Source organism: Paenibacillus sp. 2TAB26, assembly GCF_052115145.1.
Lineage (GTDB): Bacteria > Bacillota > Bacilli > Paenibacillales > Paenibacillaceae > Pristimantibacillus.
This window is the reverse complement of record NZ_JBFRGC010000020.1, coordinates 107,312-128,345: the sequence shown is the minus strand read 5'-3', so window position 1 is coordinate 128,345 and position 21,034 is coordinate 107,312. Positions and strand designations below refer to the sequence as shown.

Genomic DNA, 21,034 nt, shown 5'->3' with positions numbered 1-21,034 from the left:
TGTCAAAACCGACCATACAACAAATGCTTCAGGAGCGCATACTTATTTTGGACGGCGCAATGGGCACGATGATTCAACAAGCTGGATTAACTGAAGATGATTTTGGTGGAGCGGAGCTGGACGGTTGTAATGAAATACTCGTTCTGACACGTCCTGACGTTATACAGTCTATTCATGAGCAGTACCTAGAGGCTGGCGCAGATATTTTGGAAACCAATACATTTGGTGCGACAAGCGTTGTACTCGATGATTATGATATTCCTGAGAAAGCGAGAGAGATCAATCTAGCAGCTGCAAAATTAGCGCGTGATGCATGTGATAAGTACAGCACGCCAGACAAGCCGCGTTACGTTGCAGGCGCGCTTGGACCAACGACCAAAACTTTATCCGTAACCGGAGGGGTAACTTTCGATGAGCTCGTCGAGAGCTATTATGAGCAAGCGCTTGCTTTAATCGAAGCTGATGTGGATGCATTATTGCTTGAAACCTCACAGGATACGCTTAATGTAAAAGCAGGCAGCATCGGTATTCGCAACGCCTTTGATAAACTTGGCAAAGAGCTGCCGATTATGATTTCAGGTACGATTGAGCCGATGGGAACGACGCTCGCTGGTCAAACCATCGAATCGTTCTACATTTCGTTAGAGCATTTGAAGCCGATCTCCATCGGACTCAACTGTGCGACAGGCCCTGAGTTTATGCGGGATCACCTGCGGACACTGAGTGAAATCGCAAACGCTGCAATTAGCTGCTATCCAAATGCAGGTTTGCCGGATGAGAACGGGCATTATCACGAATCTCCAGAGTCGCTGGCTAAGAAGATGTCAGCATTCGCTGAACAGGGCTGGTTGAATATTGCCGGCGGCTGCTGCGGAACAACTCCTGACCATATACGAGTGATGGCTGAAACCATGGCGAAGTATGCTCCGCGCACGAAGATGGGCGAGCATCCAGATGCGGTTTCAGGTATTGAGACGGTATTTATTGAACCGGAAAATCGCCCGATCATGATCGGGGAACGAACAAACATATCCGGTTCGCGGAAGTTCAAACGTCTGCTTAAGGAAGAGAAGTTTGATGAGGCTTCTGAAATTGCACGTGCACAGGTGAAGGGCGGCGCCCATGTCATCGACATCAACTTGCAGGATACCGATATTGATGAAGCTTATGCGGTTCATCAATTTTTGCCGCAAGTTGTAAAGAAAATAAAGGCACCGCTTATGCTGGATTCAACTTATGATCATATCATTGAGCTGGGTCTGAAATATTCGCAAGGTAAAGCGATTATTAACTCCATTAACTTGGAGGATGGTGAATCCAAGTTTGAGAAGATTTTGCCATTAATCCATCGTTATGGAGCAGCAGTTGTTATGATTCTAATCGATGAACGCGGCCAAGCGGTTACGCGTGAAGCGAAGATGGAAGTTGCGGAACGTTCCTACAATCTTCTGACTCAGAAATACAAGATGAATCCGGAAGATATTATTTTTGATCCAAATATGTTCCCAGTTGGTTCAGGTGATCCGCAATATATCGGTTCAGCTGTTGAGACACTGGAAGGAATTCGGATGATCAAGGAGAAGTTCCCACGTGCCAAAACGATCTTGGGTCTGAGCAACATTTCCTTCGGTTTGCCTGATGCGGGTAGGGAAGTACTCAACTCGGTGTACTTGTACCATGCGACAAAAGCAGGGCTAGATTATGCCATTGTTAATACAGAGAAGCTGGAGCGTTATGCTTCGATCCCTGATGAAGAGCGTCAACTGGCTGAAGAGCTAATTTACAACACGACGGACGAGTCGCTTGCTGCGTTCGTTGCCGCATTCCGTGACAAGAAGGTAGAGAAGAAAGAAAAGATTTCGAATCTATCGCTAGAGGAACGTTTAGGCTCCTACGTAGTCGAAGGAACAAAAGAGGGGCTTATCCCGGATCTGGATGAAGCGTTGAAGAAATATACGGCGATGGAAGTCATCAACGGGCCGCTAATGCGCGGGATGGAGGAAGTTGGCCGTTTGTTCAATGGCAATGAGCTCATCGTTGCAGAGGTGCTTCAAAGCGCTGAGGTGATGAAAGCTTCGGTAACTTACCTTGAATCATTTATGGAAAAAAATGAATCCTCCGTCAAAGGTAAAATTATTTTGGCGACCGTTAAAGGCGATGTTCATGACATCGGTAAAAACCTAGTCGAAATTATTTTATCAAACAACGGTTACAAAATTATAAATCTAGGCATTAAGGTGCCGCCTGAGCAATTAATTGAAGCTTATCGCAATGAGAAGGCCGATGCTATCGGTTTGTCTGGTTTGCTCGTCAAATCCGCACAGCAAATGGTTATTACGGCGCAGGATTTGCGTACAGCCGGCATTGATGCACCGATTCTTGTTGGCGGCGCGGCGCTGACACGGAAATTTACAAAAACGAGAATTGGCCCGGAATATGATGGACTCGTTCTTTACGCAAAGGATGCAATGGACGGTCTTGATATCGCCAACAAGCTGATGGACCCTGAGCATCGATCACGGCTTGAAGATGAAATGGCCGCTTTTAAAGCGTCTGGCGGAGTATACGAAGAAGAGAAGAAACCTTTGCCGCAATTGACGCGGGCTGTTCGTTCCAAAATTTCACCGGATGCGCCTGTATTTACGCCGCCGGATTTGGATCGGCATATTCTGCGTGATGTACCGCTTCCTCATGTCATACCTTATGTCAACATGCAAATGCTGCTTGGTCATCACCTCGGACTCAAAGGCAATGTTGATCAATTATTGAAGGATGGCAATGAAAAAGCAGTGCAGCTTAAAGCAACCGTTGATGAAATATTGCAAAAAGGAACAACCGATGGCATTATAAAAACCCACGGTATGTACCGTTTCTTCCCTGCGCAGTCTTCAGGCAATGATATAATTATTTACAATCCAGTGGACCCGCGTCAGGAAATTAAGCGGTTTACGTTCCCTCGTCAACAGGTGGAGCCTTACCTATGCTTATCTGACTTCTTGAAATCAGTGGAAAGCGGCGTTATGGATTATGTTGGTTTCCTAGTCGTAACCGCTGGACACGGCATTCGTGAAATTGCGAATGAATGGAAGGATAACGGCGATTATTTGCGCTCGCATGCACTTCAGTCCGTAGCTCTTGAGGTTGCAGAAGGAATGGCAGAGCGTGTCCACCATATTATGCGTGATATCTGTGGTTATCCAGATCCTGCGGAGATGACGATGAAGCAGCGTCATGGCGCTCGTTATCAAGGCATTCGTGTATCGTTCGGATACCCGGCATGTCCAAACCTTGAGGATCAGGAGCCATTGTTCGATTTGATGAGACCCCAAGATATTGGCGTCGAATTGACTGAAGGCTGCATGATGGAGCCAGAGGCATCCGTATCTGCAATGGTATTCGCTCATCCAGAAGCACAATATTTTAATGTTGAGAAACTATAGCGTATAATAACAAAGAGCCCTTGAGCGTTCGTAATGACGAGCTTAAGAGGGCTCTTCGTTTCAATTCCAGAAGTCGAGGCCGCAGGGCTAAGAGTGGGGTGGATAATAATATGAATATGTGGTTTTTGGGAACGGGCGCAGGAAGACCTTCGAAGTATCGCAATGTAACAGCCGTGGCGCTGCAGCTTCCTGAGCCAACGTGCAGTTTGCTGTTATTCGATGCTGGAGAGGCAACGCAGCATCAGCTTATGAGAACATCGCTTAAACTGAATAAGATTGAATACATATTTATTACACATCTGCACGGTGATCACATTTATGGGCTGCCTGGCTTGCTCAGCAGCCGCTCTTTTGATGGCGGAATCACACCTGTACAGCTTTTTGGTCCTGTTGGGATTAGGAGCTATATTGAGACAACCTTTGCGATTAGTGCTACGCAGCTCGATTATGAGCTCATTATCCATGAATTAACGGGAAATGAAGGTGTTGTTTTTAACGATAATCGATTTAAGGTTGAGGTAGCGCCGCTTGAGCATCGAGTGACTTGCTTCGGCTATCGCGTAACTGAACAAGATCAGCCCGGCAAGCTGCTCGTCCACAAGCTGAAGGAGTATGGGATTGAAGCAGGTCCGCTTTACGGGGCGTTAAAAAGAGGGCAGTCGTTTACATCTCCGAGCGGATTGCTCATTCACACTGAGGATGTTACCGGCCCTACTTATATCGGGAGAGTAATTACAGTGCTCGGAGATACGAAGCCATGTGATAATGCTATAACCTTAGCGAAAGATGCTGATCTGCTCGTTCACGAAGCGACCTTCGCTGCGGGCATGGAAGAAAAAGCACATGAGTTTGGACATTGTACGACGGCGGAGGCGGCAGAAACAGCTGTTAAAGCAAACGCCAAGCGGCTGGTGATGACCCATTTTAGCGGACGCTATAGCAATGAGGCTCTTGCACAGCTTGAAGAAGAGGCTGGCGTACACTTCTCACCTGTCATAGCAGCAACAGATTTTCTACATATCGAAATAAAACGTGTGACTCAAATAGAATAAAAAAAAGCAAAAACGTGAGGATTTCCTCGCGTTTTTGCTTTATTTGTTATCTTTGCCAAAGTGAAACGATAGAAATACAGAAGCTAATACGATGATGACAACAATACCGAAAAAAATAAACATTTGGTAAGGGTTTGGAATAAAAGACGAGACAATCATCAGCAATCCGCCAATCAGATAAAATTTGGATGCTGCTCGATGTGTTTTGTTCCAAACATCTTCACTGCCAAGCGTATTAACGGTTTTTATTCCAATATAGCTGTTTGGTTGAAAATGCGGCATATACAAGCCTGCCACTGTGAAAATAATACCAATGATCGTGATGATGACTTTGGTGATATCAATAATGAGTCCGTAACCAGATGCAATGGTAACACCGTGAAGCACGAGCAAGCTGATCAAGACTACATTTTGAACCGTGTGAAGATTAGGCTTTTGGTTTTGGGAAGCATGTTTTTTTGGAAGGATGACAATTAGGATGACCATGAATGCTGGTAAAAGCAGCAAGGTAAATGCTTTATGCGCCAATCCATCGAATTCAATATTCATATCCCAGTAAATCGCCATTTGCTCGGGTAAATCGGGATAGGTTACGATGCTGGCAATTAAAGCAATGGCAACAATAATCCAAGAGAAGATACTTGCTTTCATTTCTCTACAATCCCTTCGGATTCGCTCTGTTGAAAGGAATTCATCCAGTCCATTAAGTCGTGGAAGACAGCTGTGTTAAGTGAATAATAAATATGCTGGCCTTGACGTTCATCGGATACAAGCTCTGCTTGCTTTAACAGGCTAAGATGATGAGAGATGCTGGGCTTAGTCATTTGAAAATGGTCGGCTATTTCTCCAGCAGTTAAGTCACGTTCTCGCAATAGTTCTAAAATTTTTCTGCGAGTAGGGTCAGATAGTGCCTTAAAGGCTAAATTGATTGACATGTAAGCTGTCCTTTCCAGCTGACTTTTGAAGTCGTTAGATATTTAAACAACCATCTAATTGTAATATAAATTTACTATATTGGTTTTTGTTTCGTGTGTCAATTTGATAGGTGCGACGACAACAAGTTTATGGCAAATTAACAGTTTTTCTTTGGCACTATATATCCAGAACTAAAGACTAGTAAAGGGAACAGATATTCGCTAATATATAGGGTATAGTGAGGTGCTAAGAAATGATAAAAAAGAAATCACTTTCAGAAATGATCCAAAATTTACGAGCCAATGAAAATATTATAAATTGGACTGAAATAGAGCCTCAAGAGGCAAAAACAAAACCTCTGCCAGAAAGTGTTGATCCAAGAATTAAATCGGCTTTCGCAAAAAGAGGAATAGAGCATTTATATACACACCAGCACTCAGCCTACGAAACGATACGTAAAGGTGAAAATATAGTCGCTGTAACTCCGACCGCTTCTGGAAAAACGCTTTGTTATAACCTTCCAGTGTTACAAGCGATAGCGGAAGACGACGGCAGTCGAGCTTTATATTTATTCCCAACGAAAGCTCTTGCACAAGATCAAAAAAGTGAATTAACTGAAATGATAAACGAAATGGGAATTGATATTAAAAGCTTTACCTATGACGGCGATACTTCGCCTGCTATTCGAACGATTGTAAGAAATGTAGGACATATCGTCATCACGAACCCCGATATGCTGCATTCCGCTATCCTTCCACATCATACAAAATGGGTAAGTTTATTTAGCAATCTTAAATATATCGTTATTGACGAGCTTCATACGTATAGAGGCGTATTCGGAAGTCATGTAGCAAATGTCATTCGAAGGCTCAAACGAATATGCAAGTTTTATGGTAGCGATCCACTGTTTATTTGTACATCTGCCACAATTGCTAACCCTAAGGAACTAGCAGAACAATTGACAGGGAATCCTATGCGATTAATTGATGATAACGGCGCACCAAGAGGACGGAAACATTTTGTTTTTTATAACCCGCCCATTGTAAATAAGCCGCTCAATATTCGAAAAAGTTCTACTGTAGAGGTTAATCAATTAGCGAAGGAATTTTTGACGAACAAAATACAGACGATTGTTTTTGCTCGCAGCCGGGTAAGAGTAGAAATTATTTTGAGCCATATTCAGGAATTGGTTAAAAATGAAATCGGCACTAAATCCATACGAGGCTACCGTGGCGGCTACTTGCCAAATCAAAGACGAGAAATTGAAAGAGGATTAAGAAACGGCGAAATATTAGGCGTGGTCAGCACAAATGCTTTAGAACTAGGTGTAGACATTGGACAGCTGCAGGTCTGTATTATGACAGGTTATCCAGGGAGCGTTGCAAGTACATGGCAGCAAGCTGGACGAGCTGGAAGACGACATGGGGAAGCACTTGTACTAATGGTAGCTAGCAATACGCCTATTGACCAGTATATTGTCCAAAACCCCGAATATTTCTTTGATCGATCCCCGGAATCCGCTAGAATCAATCCGGAAAACTTACTCATTCTAGTTGATCACGTTCGTTGTGCCGCCTATGAGCTGCCTTTTAAAAAGGGAGAACAATTCGGTTCAATAGAAATAGTAGACATATTGGAGTATCTGGTAGAAGAACGGGTACTCACTCAAGCAGCTGATTCGTTTTATTGGGCTAATCTGGCTTTCCCAGCTAGTGAAGTAAGTCTGCGTTCTGCCGCACAGGAAAATGTAGTTATCATCGACCAGTCAGAAACAGCGAACGTGAAAATCATAGGGGAAATGGACCGTTTTAGCGCTATGACTCTTTTGCACGATGAAGCCATTTATTTACATGAAGGTGTACAATTCCAAGTAGAAAAGCTGGATTGGGAGCATAAGAAGGCTTATGTTCGAAAAGTCGATGTAGAGTATTATACAGACGCGAATCTGGCGGTAAAACTTAAAGTATTAGCAGAGGATAGGATAGAGAGCAAGCGAACTTCATCCATAATATATGGAGATGTTGTAGTAAATTTTCTCGCAACACTTTTTAAGAAAATTCGATTGACGAGTTTTGAAAATATTGGATACGGCCAAGTAAATCTACCGGAAGATGAATTGCATACCAGCGCGACCTGGATAGAATTGAAAGAGGTAGACCCAGCGATTGAAACAAAAACGCTAGAACAGCTGCTTCTTGGAATAGCGAATGTGCTTAGGCATATTGTACCTATTCATGTAATGTGTGACCGAAATGATATTCATGTCGTTTCACAAATCAGGGCCGAGCATACGCAGCTTCCTACGATTTTCATATATGACCATTACCCTGGGGGCATTGGACTAGCAGAGGACGTATATAAACGGTTTGATGAAGTAAAAGAAGCTGCAATAAAATTAATCCGAAAATGTCCATGCGAAGATGGTTGTCCGTCTTGTATTGGCACTGAAATATATGGAATTCATGCAAAACAAACAAGCTTAGATCTGTTGAGGTCATTATGATTATGAAGGATTATATTGGCAAGTACGAAATACAGCTCGCTCATCGCGCTCAACTTGGACCGATTCATGAGATTGGTGTGCGAAAGCAAACATGTTATCTTCTTAATGAAGCGGAGGGCAAACGATGAGCTTATTACGCGATAAAATGAATCGTTTGCGGGGAAACATCCGCGAGGAAGAGAACCAGCCAGCGGCGGTGGTTCCTGCCACTGAAGAGAAGATGGTACAACAGCCGGAAAATGATGAAGAATGGCTTTCACCCGTGTGGGAGACCTTCGATGTCAAGCTGGTTACGAATGAAGTTGGAAGCTTTTTGCTCCGAAAAATCATTTATCCGTCAGATTATCGCCATGGTCATCATGCATTAGTAGAACTGCACGAGGCTGCACCTGCCTTATCAGCGTTTCATCCTGATTCTTTAACATCTGCGGAACAAATTATGTTTCTTGATTTGGAAACGACAGGTTTAGGCGTTGGAGCAGGGAACGTTCCTTTCATGGTTGGCATAGGCTATTTGTCAAAGGACCAATTTGTCATCGAGCAAGCGTTGATCAGGCATCCTGCTGAAGAGCGGGCAATGCTTCATTATTTGATGGGGAAGCTGAACGATTATACTTTTTTGTCCACCTACAACGGAAAAACCTTCGATTGGCCGCTCGTTCAAAATCGTTTTATTATGAATGGACTTGGCCAAAAAATGTGGGAGCCTAAGCATCTTGATTTCTTGCATCCTGCAAGATCGATATGGCGTAATACGCTCGTTTCGTGTAAATTAAGCCATGTTGAAGAAGAGCGGCTCGGTATCCACCGGGAGGATGACGTTCCAGGATCACTCGCTCCTCAGCTTTATTTTCAATTTCTGGCGAATGGAGATCCAGCACCGCTTGAGGGAGTTTTTCGCCATAACGAAATAGATATGTTATCCCTAGCTTGTCTAGCAATTCGATTTGGACATTTGTTAAACGGAACGATTAAGTTGTATATTCCGTTGCCCGATGAGCCTGAGGAGATGGTGCGTACAGGTCTTTGGCTAGAGCGTATGGGTAAAATGGAGCTTCCTGATCATTTATTCGATTTAGCCATGAAGGAAGAGAACTCAAAACCTTCTACACTAGTCATGCTTGCCGCGCGGGACAAGAAGGCTGGAAATTGGGATCGTGCTGTGTTATTGTGGCAGAAGGCTATTATTCATTCTTCTAATCATTTTGGATCTGCTGCCCATGAAGCAAGCATTGAGCTTGCCATGTATTATGAGCATAAGATCAAAGATTTTGAGTCAGCTTTAGGATATGCGAATGCAGCTTTTGAACATGCACTGAATCATTCGCAGCTCATTCGGCCTGACGCCAAAAAAAGAGCGGAGCTCGATGCTTTGCGTAATCGAATAGCAAGGCTGCGCCGCAAATCAACCAAACATGTTCATTAAGAAGCTACTTTTTAAAATAGGATAAAAGCGTAAACAGACAGCTGCAGCTCAACTATATAGCTTATCTTTCAACGGAAAACGTAAGCTTGACCACTATAGTGGCGACTGCCGTTTACCCTCGGGAGGAAAACAACGATGACAACGGGACTGCCTGCCATGCGCGGCTTATTAATTGATCTTGACGGAACGTTATATCACGGTACTCATCAAATTGCTGGTGCAGCTGAACTCATCACTTATTTGAGAGAGATTAAGCTTCCATATCGCTTTGTTACAAACAACTCCTCTTCTACACCCGATGAGGTAGCTGAAAGGCTAATGAAAATGGGTATTCCAGCTGCTGCTGAAGAGGTATGCACGTCCGCGCAAGCGGCTTCTGAGCATATCGCTTCGATGAAGCCAGGTGCATCCGTATTTGTCGTTGGTGAAGCAGGACTAAAACAGGCTGTCCAAGAAGCAGACTTAATTCTCACAGAGGAACAACCGGATTTTGTTTTACAAGGAATTGACCGTTCGTTCACTTACGAGCGATTAACAAAGGCCGTTCGGTATATTCACAGTGGGGCTGAATTCGTTATGACAAATCCTGATTTGCTGCTGCCATCCAGTGATGGACTCATTCCGGGAGCAGGCTCTATAGGAGCTATGTTGAAGGCAGCGGGCGGCAAAGAACCTGTACTCATTGGCAAACCATCATCCATTCTTATGAGCTATTCATTAAGATCGATTGGCTTAAGCGCTGATGAAACATGGGTAGTAGGCGACAATTTGGCAACAGACATCGCTTTTGGAGCAGCTGCTGGCTGCGGTACGATTCTTGTGCTGACCGGGCTTACTACAGCGCAAAATATCGAGTATTATATGGAGCAGGCAGGGTGTAAACCAACTGTCATTTGCAATCATTTAGAAGAGCTTCGTTCTTATATATCTGATCATAGAGATTGTTAAGACTTATAACGAAGAAAATAGGAAGGAAGCGAGCTTTCATGCATGAATTGCCGGAACTGGAAAATTATCGGGCTTTATTGGCGGAGCAATTCGCTGGCGCCCAAATTACCGGTATCGAGATAACAAATGGTAAAGTTTTTCAAGCAAGTGAAGAACAAATTGAGCGTGACGTGGTTGGTAAAGTTGTATGGTTCGTTGAAAGAAGAGGTTTACATTTAGTTTTACACTTGGATAATGGAAAACGTCTATTGCTTCATTTGGGGCAAGGGGCTTATTTGCATAGAGGAAACGAGTCTGACAAACCTGATCGCAACGTTCAGATGAAACTGCTTTTCGGTGAAGCCGTATTGTATGGAGTCGGTTTGCGTGCGGATGATTTGCAGTTGTTGACTGTGAAGGAAGTCGAAGGGAAACTTGGACGCCTAGGACCAGATGCATTGGACAAAAGAGTGACAGTGGATCGTTTCATTGCACTATTTGCCAAAAAACGTGTTGCAATCAGAACCGCTCTTAGCGACCAAAACGTGATTTCTGGAATTGGTGCTGCATATGCGGATGAGATTTGTTTTGACGCAGCGATTCGCCCTGACACTAAAGTTCCAGTATTAGAAAACGAAGCATGGGAACGCCTATACGCAGCGATGCATAATGTACTGAAGGAAGCGATTTCACAAGGAGGAGCGGGAGAGCATTCGTTCTTTGAGGGAGATAGCTTAACTGGAAAACATCGGAATCACTTTCAAGTCTTCGAGCGTGAGGGTCAACCATGTTCACGCTGTGGTGCTGTGATCGAGAAAATCGATGTATCTGGCCGCAAAGCGTATGCTTGTCCTGCATGTCAACAAGATGAGGGATTAAGCGCGCTTTGAGTCTATCGGTTGAACGGGGGATTCATTTATGATTCATGTATATTTAGACGATTATCGCACTTGTCCAAAAGGTTTTGTATTGGCAAGCAACGCCGAAGAGTGCAAGCAGCTGATTGACCTTGAGGAAGTTGATATTTTATCGCTTGATTACGATCTAGGCTGGTCACAGCCGACTGGCTACGAAGTCGTGCGCCACATTGTTGAAACGGGTCGATATCCAAGCCAAATATACTTACACACCTCAAGTGCCGCTGGTCGCATGCAAATGTACCATATGCTTTCAACGAATGCGCCGGCAGAGACCAAGCTGTTCAATGGTCCGATGCCGGAGGCTCTCATTAATAATATAGCTGGGCAATAGTATACACCCGGGCCCTTTAAGGGCTATTACACCCAAACCCTCAAGGGCTTTTTAAACCCAGACCCTTTAAGGGCTACTACACCCAAACCCTTAAGGGTTTTTTAAAGTGAAATCTTTGAGGATTTTTAAAATTCCCGAACCTAAGAGATTTTCGAACCCACCCAAACCCTCCCTTCCAAGGGAGGGCCCCAAGGGTTGCACCCTCTGGACACCCGCAACTGGACTAACGTGGGAGCTTGATCGGCGCTTGAGAGTTAGGGTAGAGCATCGAACGCTTTCGTCCCTTTGGGACACGCTTTCACTAATGCGGGGGAACCCCAAGGTGGGTTCGAACCAACCTAAACCCTCGCTTCCAAGGGAGGGCCTTAGGGTTGCACCCTCTGGACACCCGCAACTGGACTAACGTAGGAGCCTGACCGGCGCTTATGAGTTAGGGTAGAGTATCGAACGCTTTCGTCCATTTGGGACACGCTTTCACTAATGAGGGGTAATTCCAATGGTTTTTCGAACCCACCCAAACCCTCCCTTCCAAGGGAGGGCCTTAGGGTTGCACCCTCTGGACACCCGCAACTGGACTAACGTCGAAGCTTGACCGGCGCTTGAGAGTTAGGGTAGAGCATCGAACGCTTTCGTCCCTTTGGGACACGCTTTCACTAATGCGGGGGGGAACCCCAAGGGCGTTTCGAACACACCCAAACTCTATATTTTTTAAGGACTTTGAAAGTTACGCTCTTTGGACACCTGCAGCTGGAATAACGTGGGAGCTTGATCGTCGCTTGCGAGTTAGGGTAGAGTATCTAACGCTTTTGTCCCTTTGGGACATGCTTTCACTGAGAGGCTTTCACCTTTTCTTAATAGATAGTCTCATTAGTTTGAATTATCAATTTGGATATTGTGTGAGCTGACCAGTTTTTATTTTTTGATGCAGTTTTATAAATAATATCAACTACATATTGTTAAGCCAGTTACACATAAGACTAATTTTTAGACTTATTTGGAGTAATTCGATTGGTTTGAGGGTAATAAGACTAGTTTTTAGTTCTATTTGTGCTCAATTTTACAATAAGCAGTAATAAAATTTATTTTTCTCTGGTTTAAGACTATATTCTAGTCTTATTTAGTTTTATTGAGCCCATTTAGTTGAAATAGGTCTAGTTTCTATATCTATTTCACTAACATCGTCCATTAATCATTATTTATGGGCTAAAACAATGGTTCATATGGCTATACTCAAATAATACCTAGCAAAAATAATATCTGAGTTAATTACTCGAATAATTACACGAAATGTGACATATTCGGTTATAATGCAAACAAAGACTAAAAATATAAGTAGAACTAAAATGCTGAGGAATTAATTTCCTGGCATTTCTATGTTTTTTTATTATCTCTGATCTATGTAAATGTTTGTATTTACGAAGGCTTCAATCTTTCACACATCAAGACACGATTTACATTTACAGACAACAAACTTCCAGCGTGTCCCGTAGGGACGAAAGCGCTCATCCGTAAACTAAACATTCCAGCACAGATTATCGCCAACGTTAGTCGAGTTGCGGGTGTCCAGAGGGTGCAACCCTTGGGGCCCTCCCTTGGAAGGGAGGGTTTGGGTGGGTTCGAAACGCTTGTAGGGTTGGTGTAGTAATTGTTTAGGGCTCAGGGTGCTAAACCCTCGAGGGCAAGGGTGAAAAAATCCCTCTAGGGATCTAGGGTAATATAACACGAAAGAGGTTTAACATACGTGAGTCAATGGATCGGAACAGCTAATCAAACTTATGCACCATATGCGATGGAGGAGCTTCGAAGGCTGATTGAGGGCGTTGCCTTCACACAGCTGGCAGCAGGCGAAGTTTTTTTAATGACAAGCCCGCTAACACGGGAAGAGACGCTGCAAGCTATTCATCAGCAGGAGCCGATCTTTTTGCGCCATGTGCAGCCGGTGGATCGGACGATTGAAATTACAGGAAATGCGAATGATTTAGAACAATTGTCTAGCATGGTTCGAAATGCTGTATTAACTTTGGAAAATAAACGGGTAGCCGTTCATATTAGACGTACGTCGAAATCGGAGTTTGTGTATTCGGCTGCGGATACAAAAGCGGTAATTGATGCGGTACTCGAAGAGATTGACGCGGAACCTGTTGTACAGCAGCCAGACGTTATTATTGCGATCTATGCGGCGATCAATCAGCTTTATGTCGGTTTTGGATCGCCATCGGAGATGCTCTCGGATTGGCCAGGCGGAGCCGTTCGTTTTCAACGCGAAGAAGGACAAGTCTCGCGTGCCAAATTTAAGCTGCTTGAAGCAGAACGTGAATTCAACCTAAATTACGCACAGTTTCAAAATGCCCTTGATGTTGGCGCAGCGCCAGGCGGCTGGACATCCCTTTTACTTGAGCGCGGCTTGAGAGTTACAGCCATCGATCCTGCTGAATTGCATCCATCGCTAATGGCGTATCCCACGCTAACTTACTTAAAGCGCAATGCTTCCGAAGTGAAATTCAATCCTGATTCATTCCAGCTACTAGTCTGTGATATGAGCTGGAGTCCGATGATGATGTGCAAGCTCGTTCTCGATCTTGAGCCTGCACTAACGAAGGGTGCAACTGCCATAATTACAGTTAAGCTGATGCACCGGAAACCGCTTCAAACGATTCGAGACGTGATTTCAAGACTTTCAACGGAATTTAAGCTTCAAAAAGCTAAGCAGCTGTTCCATAACAGAGAAGAAATCACACTTTATTTGATCAAAAAATAACAGGAGTCGCCCCCCTTGTTGAAAGGAGGGCGCTCTTTTTTCAAATCCAGCTTACAATCCTAGCAAAGAATAAGTATGTCTTCTAACCACTAATAAATCGATAATAGCTGTAATCTCTTAAAGGAGACCTGGCCAATGCAGAGCTTGAAAGCGCTTTATATGAATTTGCGTATCAAACACAAAATGTTTGTGTTGATATCAGTCATCATGCTGGTTGTTGCTATGCTTGCTATCATCATTCAGCAATACGCTTTTGATTTTTATGATCAGGAAATTTATAAGCAATCTTCCAAAGCGCTCAGTTTGTCGTCCCTCAGTATCGAGAATGAGCTGAAAAAGATGGAGAAGCTTACCTTTATGCTTTCAACGGATTCTACGATCCAGCACTATTTGAGATCCATCAAGAGCGGTTTGTCCGATTATGATAACTATGTTGTGCAATTAACGGTGAAGGAGCGAATGGTCAATATCGGAGGGCTTGATAAATACGTGCTTTCCGCCCAGCTGTATGACGTAAATGATAATGAATATGCGGTTGGTGCAAACTCGATAACGATTTACCAGGACCGTCTGGATGCATTCAAAAATGCAACAGCGGTCAAAAAGGGTGGGAATACGTGGATTGCCCCCTACAGCAACGATAAGTCCTTAATTGCTGCGCGAGAAGTGCGTTCGTTTGAGCAGCTGAGCTTAGACTATCTTGGCACTTTAGCGCTTCGCATCGATATGAACAAACTGTTTAGAGATCTTGCTAAAGGGATGAACAGCAACGACGCCAAGCTAGTCATTATGAAAAACAATGAAGCGGTGTATCCTGAAGCGTCCGCTTTTTCCATGGAGTCCTTATCTGCGCTGCCTGGCAATGAGGGCTACAAAGTTATACGTTATGAGGGGAAGCAATATTTTGTTACTTATATAGCGTCAACGTATACCGATTGGACTTATTATACGCTGATCCCATTTGATGACATCTTTGACCGTGTCGTGAAGGTCAAAAATACGATTATTATTATTTTTGCTATATTATTTATCGTCATTCTCCTCATTGCAGTTGGCTTCGCAAATGGTATTACTGAGCCTATTGAACGCTTGAATGCTAAAATGAAAAGAGTGCAGCTCGGCAATTTTGAATATATCGAGGAGCCGAATGAGAGAGCGCTTGCAATGGATGAAGCTGGTCAAATGCATCGAAACTTCCGAATAATGATTGAACGTATCAATGAGCTCATTCATGAAAATTACGTGAAGCAGCTTACAATTCGCGATACGGAATTTAAAGCGCTGCAAGCTCAAATTAATCCACACTTTTTGTACAACACATTAGAGTCGATCAACTGGTCCGCCAAGCTAAGCAACCAAACACATATTTCTCAGATGGTTGAAGCGCTCGGCTCCCTGCTCAGAACGTCAATCAATTTGAAGGAGCCGCTCATTCCGCTTAGCAAGGAACTGGACATCATTAATCACTATGTCACGATTCAGAAATATCGTTTTGAAGAACGGCTTGATTTCCATATTGACGTACCAGACAAGTTACTTAACTGCAGCATTCCGAAGCTTTCGCTTCAACCGCTCGTTGAGAATGCAATCAATTACGGCCTTGAACAAATGATTGACACCTGTAAAATACAAATACATGCCTATGTGGAAAATGAGCTGTGGTTTATTTCAGTGGAGGATAATGGGCCGGGAATGGAAGAAGAGTTTGTCACAAAGCTATTAAGCGGACAAGTGCAGACGAAAGGCTCCGGCTTAGGCTTGAAAAATATCGAAGACCGCATCAAGCTGCTGTATGGCGATGCATACGGCTTAAACGTAGAGAGCAAGCCAAACGGCGGTACCAAAGTGAAGCTGATGCTTCCTTATGAAATGAGGGATTCCCATGTATAAGGTTTTGTTGGTTGATGATGAACGAATCATCGTAGAAGGCATATCGCGAACTGTAAACTGGAATGCATATGAGGCAGAACTGGCAGGAACGGCGCGCAATGGACTTGAAGCTTTGGCCTTTATCGAGAGCCATATGCCGGATATCGTCATTTCAGATATCAAAATGCCAGGCATGAACGGGCTGCAGCTGGTGGAAAAAGTGTATGAAAACTACCCGCATATCGTTTTTATTCTTCTTTCCGGCTTTAGTGAGTTTGATTATGCTCGCACTGCGATGCAATTTGGAGTTAAACACTATTTGCTTAAGCCATGCAATGAAAATACGATTACGGATGCACTAACCGAGGTGATAACAGAGCTGAGGAAACAGCAAACGCAAGAGAGCTTCATGCTTCATATCCAGAAAGAGCTTTCAAAGGTACTTCCTCACGCGAAGGAGCAATTCCTTAAGGAGCTTGTTACCAATAAAACATATGGCCAGCGTGATTGGGATGATTATGGCAACCTGTTTCATATTACAGTAGACAATGAAAAGGTTCAGTTGATTTTGTTTCAAATAGAGGGTGTGTTTGAATTTGAGCATCTGTTTGCGGTCAAAAATATCGCTCAGGATGTCCTCGGCAAACCGACGGTACTTCTCAGTACGACGATAGGAAAACATGTGCTGTTGCTCATTAAAGAGATTAACGGAACAGACGTTTTATTTGCACAATTGAATGAAATTAAGCAAACGTTTTCTTCCTATTACAAATTGGATGCTACAGTGGCCGTCAGCAATCCAGGTCAAATTATCGATGCTCGTAAAATGTATCGTGATACGCTGGAATGCTTAAATTATCAATTTTATTTAGGCGAAGGAAGCATCATAACGCAGAAGGATGTTGAAAGAGGAGATGATAATGCGCTTAAGCCTTTCATCTATGATGAAGAGCCTCTTTGCATGCATGTCAAATCAGGAGACTGGGCGTTTGTTCAGCATGAGCTGCAAAACTATTTTGATATGCTTGCCGACAGCCGCATGGACATGCATCTCTCGAAATCTTATGTCATTCCGCTTTACATATCTGTCGTTAGACAAGGCAAACCTGAAGAAATCAATGAATATTTAACTAAGATTGCAGGATTTGATCAATTTACAACACTAAAAACGACGCAGCAATTCGTCACCGAATGTGCGCAGCAAATATGCTTGAACAACTTTCATACCCACACCAATAAGCATTCCGCCATTATTCAGAAGATGATTCAAGTAATTGAAGCACATATTTCCAATCCTGATCTATCGCTCAACTGGGTAGCGAGTGAGATCTTATACATGAACGCAGATTATGTAGGCAAGCTGTTTAAGAAGGAAATGGGAGAAAAATTCTCAAATTATGTTGTTAGGTTAAGGATGGAGCGAGCAATGGAAGAGATCGAGAAAACAGGTGATGTGAAGGTTTTTGAACTCGCTGAGAAATTTGGTTTTGGCGATAATCCGCAATATTTTAGTCAAGTTTTTAAAAAACATACAGGGTTCACGCCTTCCGAATTCAAAAGGTCGCCATAATGGCGACCTCTGTTTTTTTAACAAAGAAAGCGGTTTTTTTAATTCCGACGATTCGACATTCACCCTATAATAAAGCTTGTAAACAACATTAAAGAGTCTGGAAGGGGCGTAACACAATGAAAGCACCAAAGAAAATGCTTTTGATGCTCATGGCTTTTGCACTAGTTCTCGTAAGCGCTTGCGGCGGAAACGCAAACAATGAAAAACCAACAAATGCGACCAACGCACCAAAATCAACAAACGAAGTGAAAGAAGAACCAGCAGAAGCAAAGCCGGTCACTCTTCGTATCGCATGGTGGGGCGGTCAGCCGCGTCATGATTACACAATGAAAGTCATTGAGATGTACAAAACGAAAAACCCGCATGTAACGATAGAAATGGAATATGCCAACTATGATGACTACTGGAAAAAGCTTGCTCCTCAAGCAGCTGCAAACGAGCTTCCTGATATCATCCAAATCGATACGCAAAACTATTCGCAATACGCTGGCAGAAAACAATTGGCTGATTTGACTCCATTTATCGGCAATCAAATTGACGTAAGTGACATTAGCCAAAACGCGATTGATGGCGGTAAATTAGGCGATGGACTATACGGTATGAACCTTGGTGTAAATGCTCTTGGGTTTAACTACGATCCAGCACTACTGAAAAAAGCAGGCATTGATTCCATTCCTGAAAACTACACTTGGGATGATTACGTAGCAATGGCTGCAAAAGCAAAAGCAGCAGGAATTTTCTTCGACAACGGTATGCGTCCAGAAGTGTTCTTCGGCTACTACCTTCGTACACTTGATAAAACGTTGTTTAACGCAGAAGGCAACGGCCTTGGCTACGAGGATGATCAACTATTCACCGATTTCTTCGGAATGCTAGCTAAACTTGTTATCGATGGTGCAGTACCGTCGCCAGACGTTCTAGCTCAAATCAAAGGCGCAGAAGACAGCCACCTTGTATTGAACCAAGGCATTGGCGTATGGCAATGGTCGAACCAATATGTTGGATTGCAGCAAGTGGCTAACCGTCCGCTAGCAATTGCTCCAATGGCTGGTCCAAATATGACTAAAGGGTTATTCCTTAAGCCAAGTATGTTCTTCTCCGTATCGGAAAATTCGAAAGTGAAAGAAGAAGCAGCTAAGTTTATCAACTTCTTCGTAAATGATATCGAAGCTAACAAATTGATTTTAGGCGATCGCGGCGTACCTGTTTCCTCTAAAGTGAAAGAAGCGTTAAAAGCAGTTTCTACTGAAGCACAAATCCAAGTATACGACTATGTTGCTTGGGCAGAAGCGAACAGCTCACCAATGGATCCAGCTGATCCAATCGGTTCTGCAGAAGTGTTCAAATCGCTCACAAGCCTTGCAGAGCAAATGAACTACAACAAAATTAAACCAGAAGACGCAGCTAAGAAGTTTAGAGACGAAGCAACCGCTATTCTTAAGAAAAACAAGTAATATTGTTTGAGTAGAAGCGATGGTTGGTCGTTAGATCGACCATCGTTTTTTCATAAATAAAGATGCATTGGCACGCTAGACTTCGTATAGGAGTTGGATAAGATGAAATCGCTATCACTTAAAAACAACTTGGTAGGCTACACCTTTATTGGTCCATTTGTTATCGGATTTTTATTGTTCACCTTAGTACCCGCTGTCGCATCGTTATATTTCTCGGTTACCGATTATGATCTCTTATCGACACCATCCTTTATCGGATTAGAGAATTACCAGACGATGTTTTTTGATGACTCGAAGTTTTGGGCATCTCTAAAGGTTACTTTTTTATACGTATTTATCGGTGTACCGCTTAGATTGGCCTTTGCTTTATTTATTGCAATGATATTGAATACAGCCTCGAAAGCAATCGGGTTATATCGGACCGTTTATTATCTTCCTTCGATTATTGGAGGTAGCGTTGCCGTGTCGATTATGTGGCGCAACCTTTATGGTGACGAAGGGGTTATAAACATTTTTCTGAATGCACTCGGTTTAGATAGCGTGAGATGGTTTGCTGAACCTGCAGCTGCGCTGTGGATGCTCATTACTTTGTCCGTTTGGCAATTTGGATCGTCGATGCTTATTTTTCTTGCAGGTCTCAAAAATATACCGCCTGAATTGTACGAGGCTTCCAATGTGGATGGAGCGGGGCCAGTCGTTCGCTTCTTCAAAATTACTTTGCCAATGCTTAGCCCGATCATTTTGTTTAATACGATCATGCAAACCATCGGAGCATTTATGACTTTCGTTCCAGCTTACATTATTTCAAAAGGCGAGGGCGGCCCGTTAGACGGCACACTTCTTTATTCCCTTTACTTGTTCCGTCAAGCATTCGTTTATTTCGATATGGGATTTGCTTCAGCAATGGCGTGGGTAATGCTCATTATTATCGCTATCCTAACCGGGATTTTGTTCTATACCTCTAAAAAATGGGTTCATTACGAGTCGAAAGGTGGCCATTAAACATGACATTCAAAAAGCTGAAGTGGCCGATCTACCACGTATTTGTCGCAGCGCTCGCCTTAGTAATGGTTTACCCGGTGTTATGGCTGTTAATGAGTTCATTTAAGCAAAGCAATCTCATCTTCGCAACGGCTGATTCCCTTATACCACAGCCTTGGATTTGGGAAAATTATAAAATAGGCTGGGTCGGCATAGCAGGTCAGTCATTCGGCAATTTTATTATGAATTCTCTAGAAATTGTTGTTATTTCTACCATTGGAGCTGTATTATCATCTGCATTTATCGCTTTTGGATTTGCAAGACTTAATTTTGTGGGGAAAACGTTTTGGTTTGGAATCATGATGGTTACGCTAATGCTTCCCCATGATGTTGTACTCGTTCCGCAATATATTTTGTTTGCGAAGCTTCATTGGTTAAACTCAATTAAACCTATTGTTATCCCGCAATATTTCGGCATTCCGTTTTTTATCTTTTTACTCATTCAGTTCATCCGGACCATTCCGAATGAGCTTGACGAAGCAGCAACGATCGATGGCTGCGGGAAGTTCCGCTTGTTTTTCCGAATTATTTTGCCGCTCGTCGTTCCAGCTCTGGCTACCGCTTCAATTTTCTCGTTTTACTGGCGCTGGGAAGACTTGCTCGGACCGGTTTTATACTTGAATCGTCCAAGTTTGTATCCTGTGTCGATGGGTCTGAAAATGTTTCTCGACAGCGATACTGTCTCCAACTGGGGCGCTATGTTCGCGATGTCAATCGTCAGCCTTATACCGGTGCTCGCCATTTTCTTCGCATTCCAGAAGTATATTGTTGAAGGTATCAGCACCAGCGGTTTGAAATAGACATTCAAAATGAAATAGGGGAGAGGAA

The 21,034-nt window shown here is 43.4% G+C and carries 16 protein-coding genes; 14 read left to right on the top strand and 2 right to left on the bottom strand.

Annotation, left to right across the window (positions count from 1 at the left end):
- Positions 1-23 precede the first annotated feature (23 nt).
- Together metH and rnz are read left to right on the top strand one after the other, a co-directional pair.
- Complete coding sequence (gene metH, locus AB4Z50_RS22690) at positions 24-3,440, top strand: methionine synthase (RefSeq protein ID WP_441882553.1); 3,417 nt, start codon at positions 24-26, stop codon at positions 3,438-3,440.
- Between the two features lie 110 nt (positions 3,441-3,550).
- Positions 3,551-4,492, top strand: a complete 942-nt coding sequence (rnz, locus tag AB4Z50_RS22685; protein WP_441882476.1) for a ribonuclease Z — start codon at positions 3,551-3,553, stop codon at positions 4,490-4,492.
- A 39-nt stretch (positions 4,493-4,531) separates the two neighbouring features.
- Here rnz and AB4Z50_RS22680 read toward each other — a convergent pair whose 3' ends face one another.
- Together AB4Z50_RS22680 and AB4Z50_RS22675 are read right to left on the bottom strand one after the other, a co-directional pair.
- Positions 4,532-5,143 carry an SdpI family protein gene (locus AB4Z50_RS22680; protein WP_441882474.1) on the bottom strand — a complete coding sequence of 204 codons (612 nt, stop codon included), beginning with the start codon at positions 5,141-5,143 and terminating at the stop codon, positions 4,532-4,534.
- Complete coding sequence (locus tag AB4Z50_RS22675) at positions 5,140-5,427, bottom strand: autorepressor SdpR family transcription factor (protein WP_339202685.1); 288 nt, start codon at positions 5,425-5,427, stop codon at positions 5,140-5,142. Before AB4Z50_RS22675 ends, AB4Z50_RS22680 begins: the two co-directional genes overlap by 4 nt.
- A gap of 236 nt (positions 5,428-5,663) precedes the next feature.
- On the opposite strand from AB4Z50_RS22675, the gene AB4Z50_RS22670 reads away from it, so the two are divergent.
- The 12 genes from AB4Z50_RS22670 to AB4Z50_RS22615 all read left to right on the top strand — a co-directional run bounded on the left by AB4Z50_RS22670 (position 5,664) and on the right by AB4Z50_RS22615 (position 21,006).
- The gene (locus AB4Z50_RS22670) at positions 5,664-7,910 is read left to right on the top strand and encodes a DEAD/DEAH box helicase (protein ID WP_441882551.1); all 2,247 of its coding nucleotides are present in this window, start codon (positions 5,664-5,666) and stop codon (positions 7,908-7,910) included.
- 2 nt (positions 7,911-7,912) lie between these two features.
- Positions 7,913-8,038 carry a hypothetical protein gene (locus AB4Z50_RS22665; RefSeq protein WP_441882472.1) on the top strand — a complete coding sequence of 42 codons (126 nt, stop codon included), beginning with the start codon at positions 7,913-7,915 and terminating at the stop codon, positions 8,036-8,038.
- Complete coding sequence (locus AB4Z50_RS22660; protein WP_441882470.1) at positions 8,035-9,336, top strand: ribonuclease H-like domain-containing protein; 1,302 nt, start codon at positions 8,035-8,037, stop codon at positions 9,334-9,336. Before AB4Z50_RS22665 ends, AB4Z50_RS22660 begins: the two co-directional genes overlap by 4 nt.
- A gap of 135 nt (positions 9,337-9,471) precedes the next feature.
- On the top strand, positions 9,472-10,284 hold the full coding sequence (locus tag AB4Z50_RS22655; protein WP_441882468.1) for a TIGR01457 family HAD-type hydrolase: 813 nt from the start codon (positions 9,472-9,474) through the stop codon (positions 10,282-10,284).
- 38 nt (positions 10,285-10,322) lie between these two features.
- The gene (locus AB4Z50_RS22650) at positions 10,323-11,153 is read left to right on the top strand and encodes an Fpg/Nei family DNA glycosylase (protein ID WP_441882466.1); all 831 of its coding nucleotides are present in this window, start codon (positions 10,323-10,325) and stop codon (positions 11,151-11,153) included.
- 28 nt (positions 11,154-11,181) lie between these two features.
- Positions 11,182-11,514: a cyclic-phosphate processing receiver domain-containing protein gene (locus AB4Z50_RS22645; protein ID WP_076265823.1), complete on the top strand. Its 333-nt coding sequence runs from the start codon at positions 11,182-11,184 to the stop codon at positions 11,512-11,514.
- 1,741 nt (positions 11,515-13,255) lie between these two features.
- The gene (locus tag AB4Z50_RS22640; protein WP_076265825.1) at positions 13,256-14,272 is read left to right on the top strand and encodes an SAM-dependent methyltransferase; all 1,017 of its coding nucleotides are present in this window, start codon (positions 13,256-13,258) and stop codon (positions 14,270-14,272) included.
- Between the two features lie 135 nt (positions 14,273-14,407).
- Positions 14,408-16,162 (top strand): sensor histidine kinase, encoded by a 1,755-nt coding sequence (locus tag AB4Z50_RS22635; RefSeq protein ID WP_441882462.1) that lies wholly within the window; start codon positions 14,408-14,410, stop codon positions 16,160-16,162.
- Complete coding sequence (locus AB4Z50_RS22630) at positions 16,155-17,711, top strand: response regulator transcription factor (protein WP_441882459.1); 1,557 nt, start codon at positions 16,155-16,157, stop codon at positions 17,709-17,711. Before AB4Z50_RS22635 ends, AB4Z50_RS22630 begins: the two co-directional genes overlap by 8 nt.
- A 116-nt stretch (positions 17,712-17,827) precedes the next feature.
- Positions 17,828-19,165 carry an ABC transporter substrate-binding protein gene (locus tag AB4Z50_RS22625; RefSeq protein ID WP_441882456.1) on the top strand — a complete coding sequence of 446 codons (1,338 nt, stop codon included), beginning with the start codon at positions 17,828-17,830 and terminating at the stop codon, positions 19,163-19,165.
- 102 nt (positions 19,166-19,267) lie between these two features.
- Positions 19,268-20,167, top strand: coding sequence for a carbohydrate ABC transporter permease (locus AB4Z50_RS22620; protein WP_076265829.1), 900 nt, complete (start codon positions 19,268-19,270; stop codon positions 20,165-20,167).
- A gap of 2 nt (positions 20,168-20,169) precedes the next feature.
- Positions 20,170-21,006 carry a carbohydrate ABC transporter permease gene (locus tag AB4Z50_RS22615; protein ID WP_441882452.1) on the top strand — a complete coding sequence of 279 codons (837 nt, stop codon included), beginning with the start codon at positions 20,170-20,172 and terminating at the stop codon, positions 21,004-21,006.
- Positions 21,007-21,034: the final 28 nt, after the last annotated feature.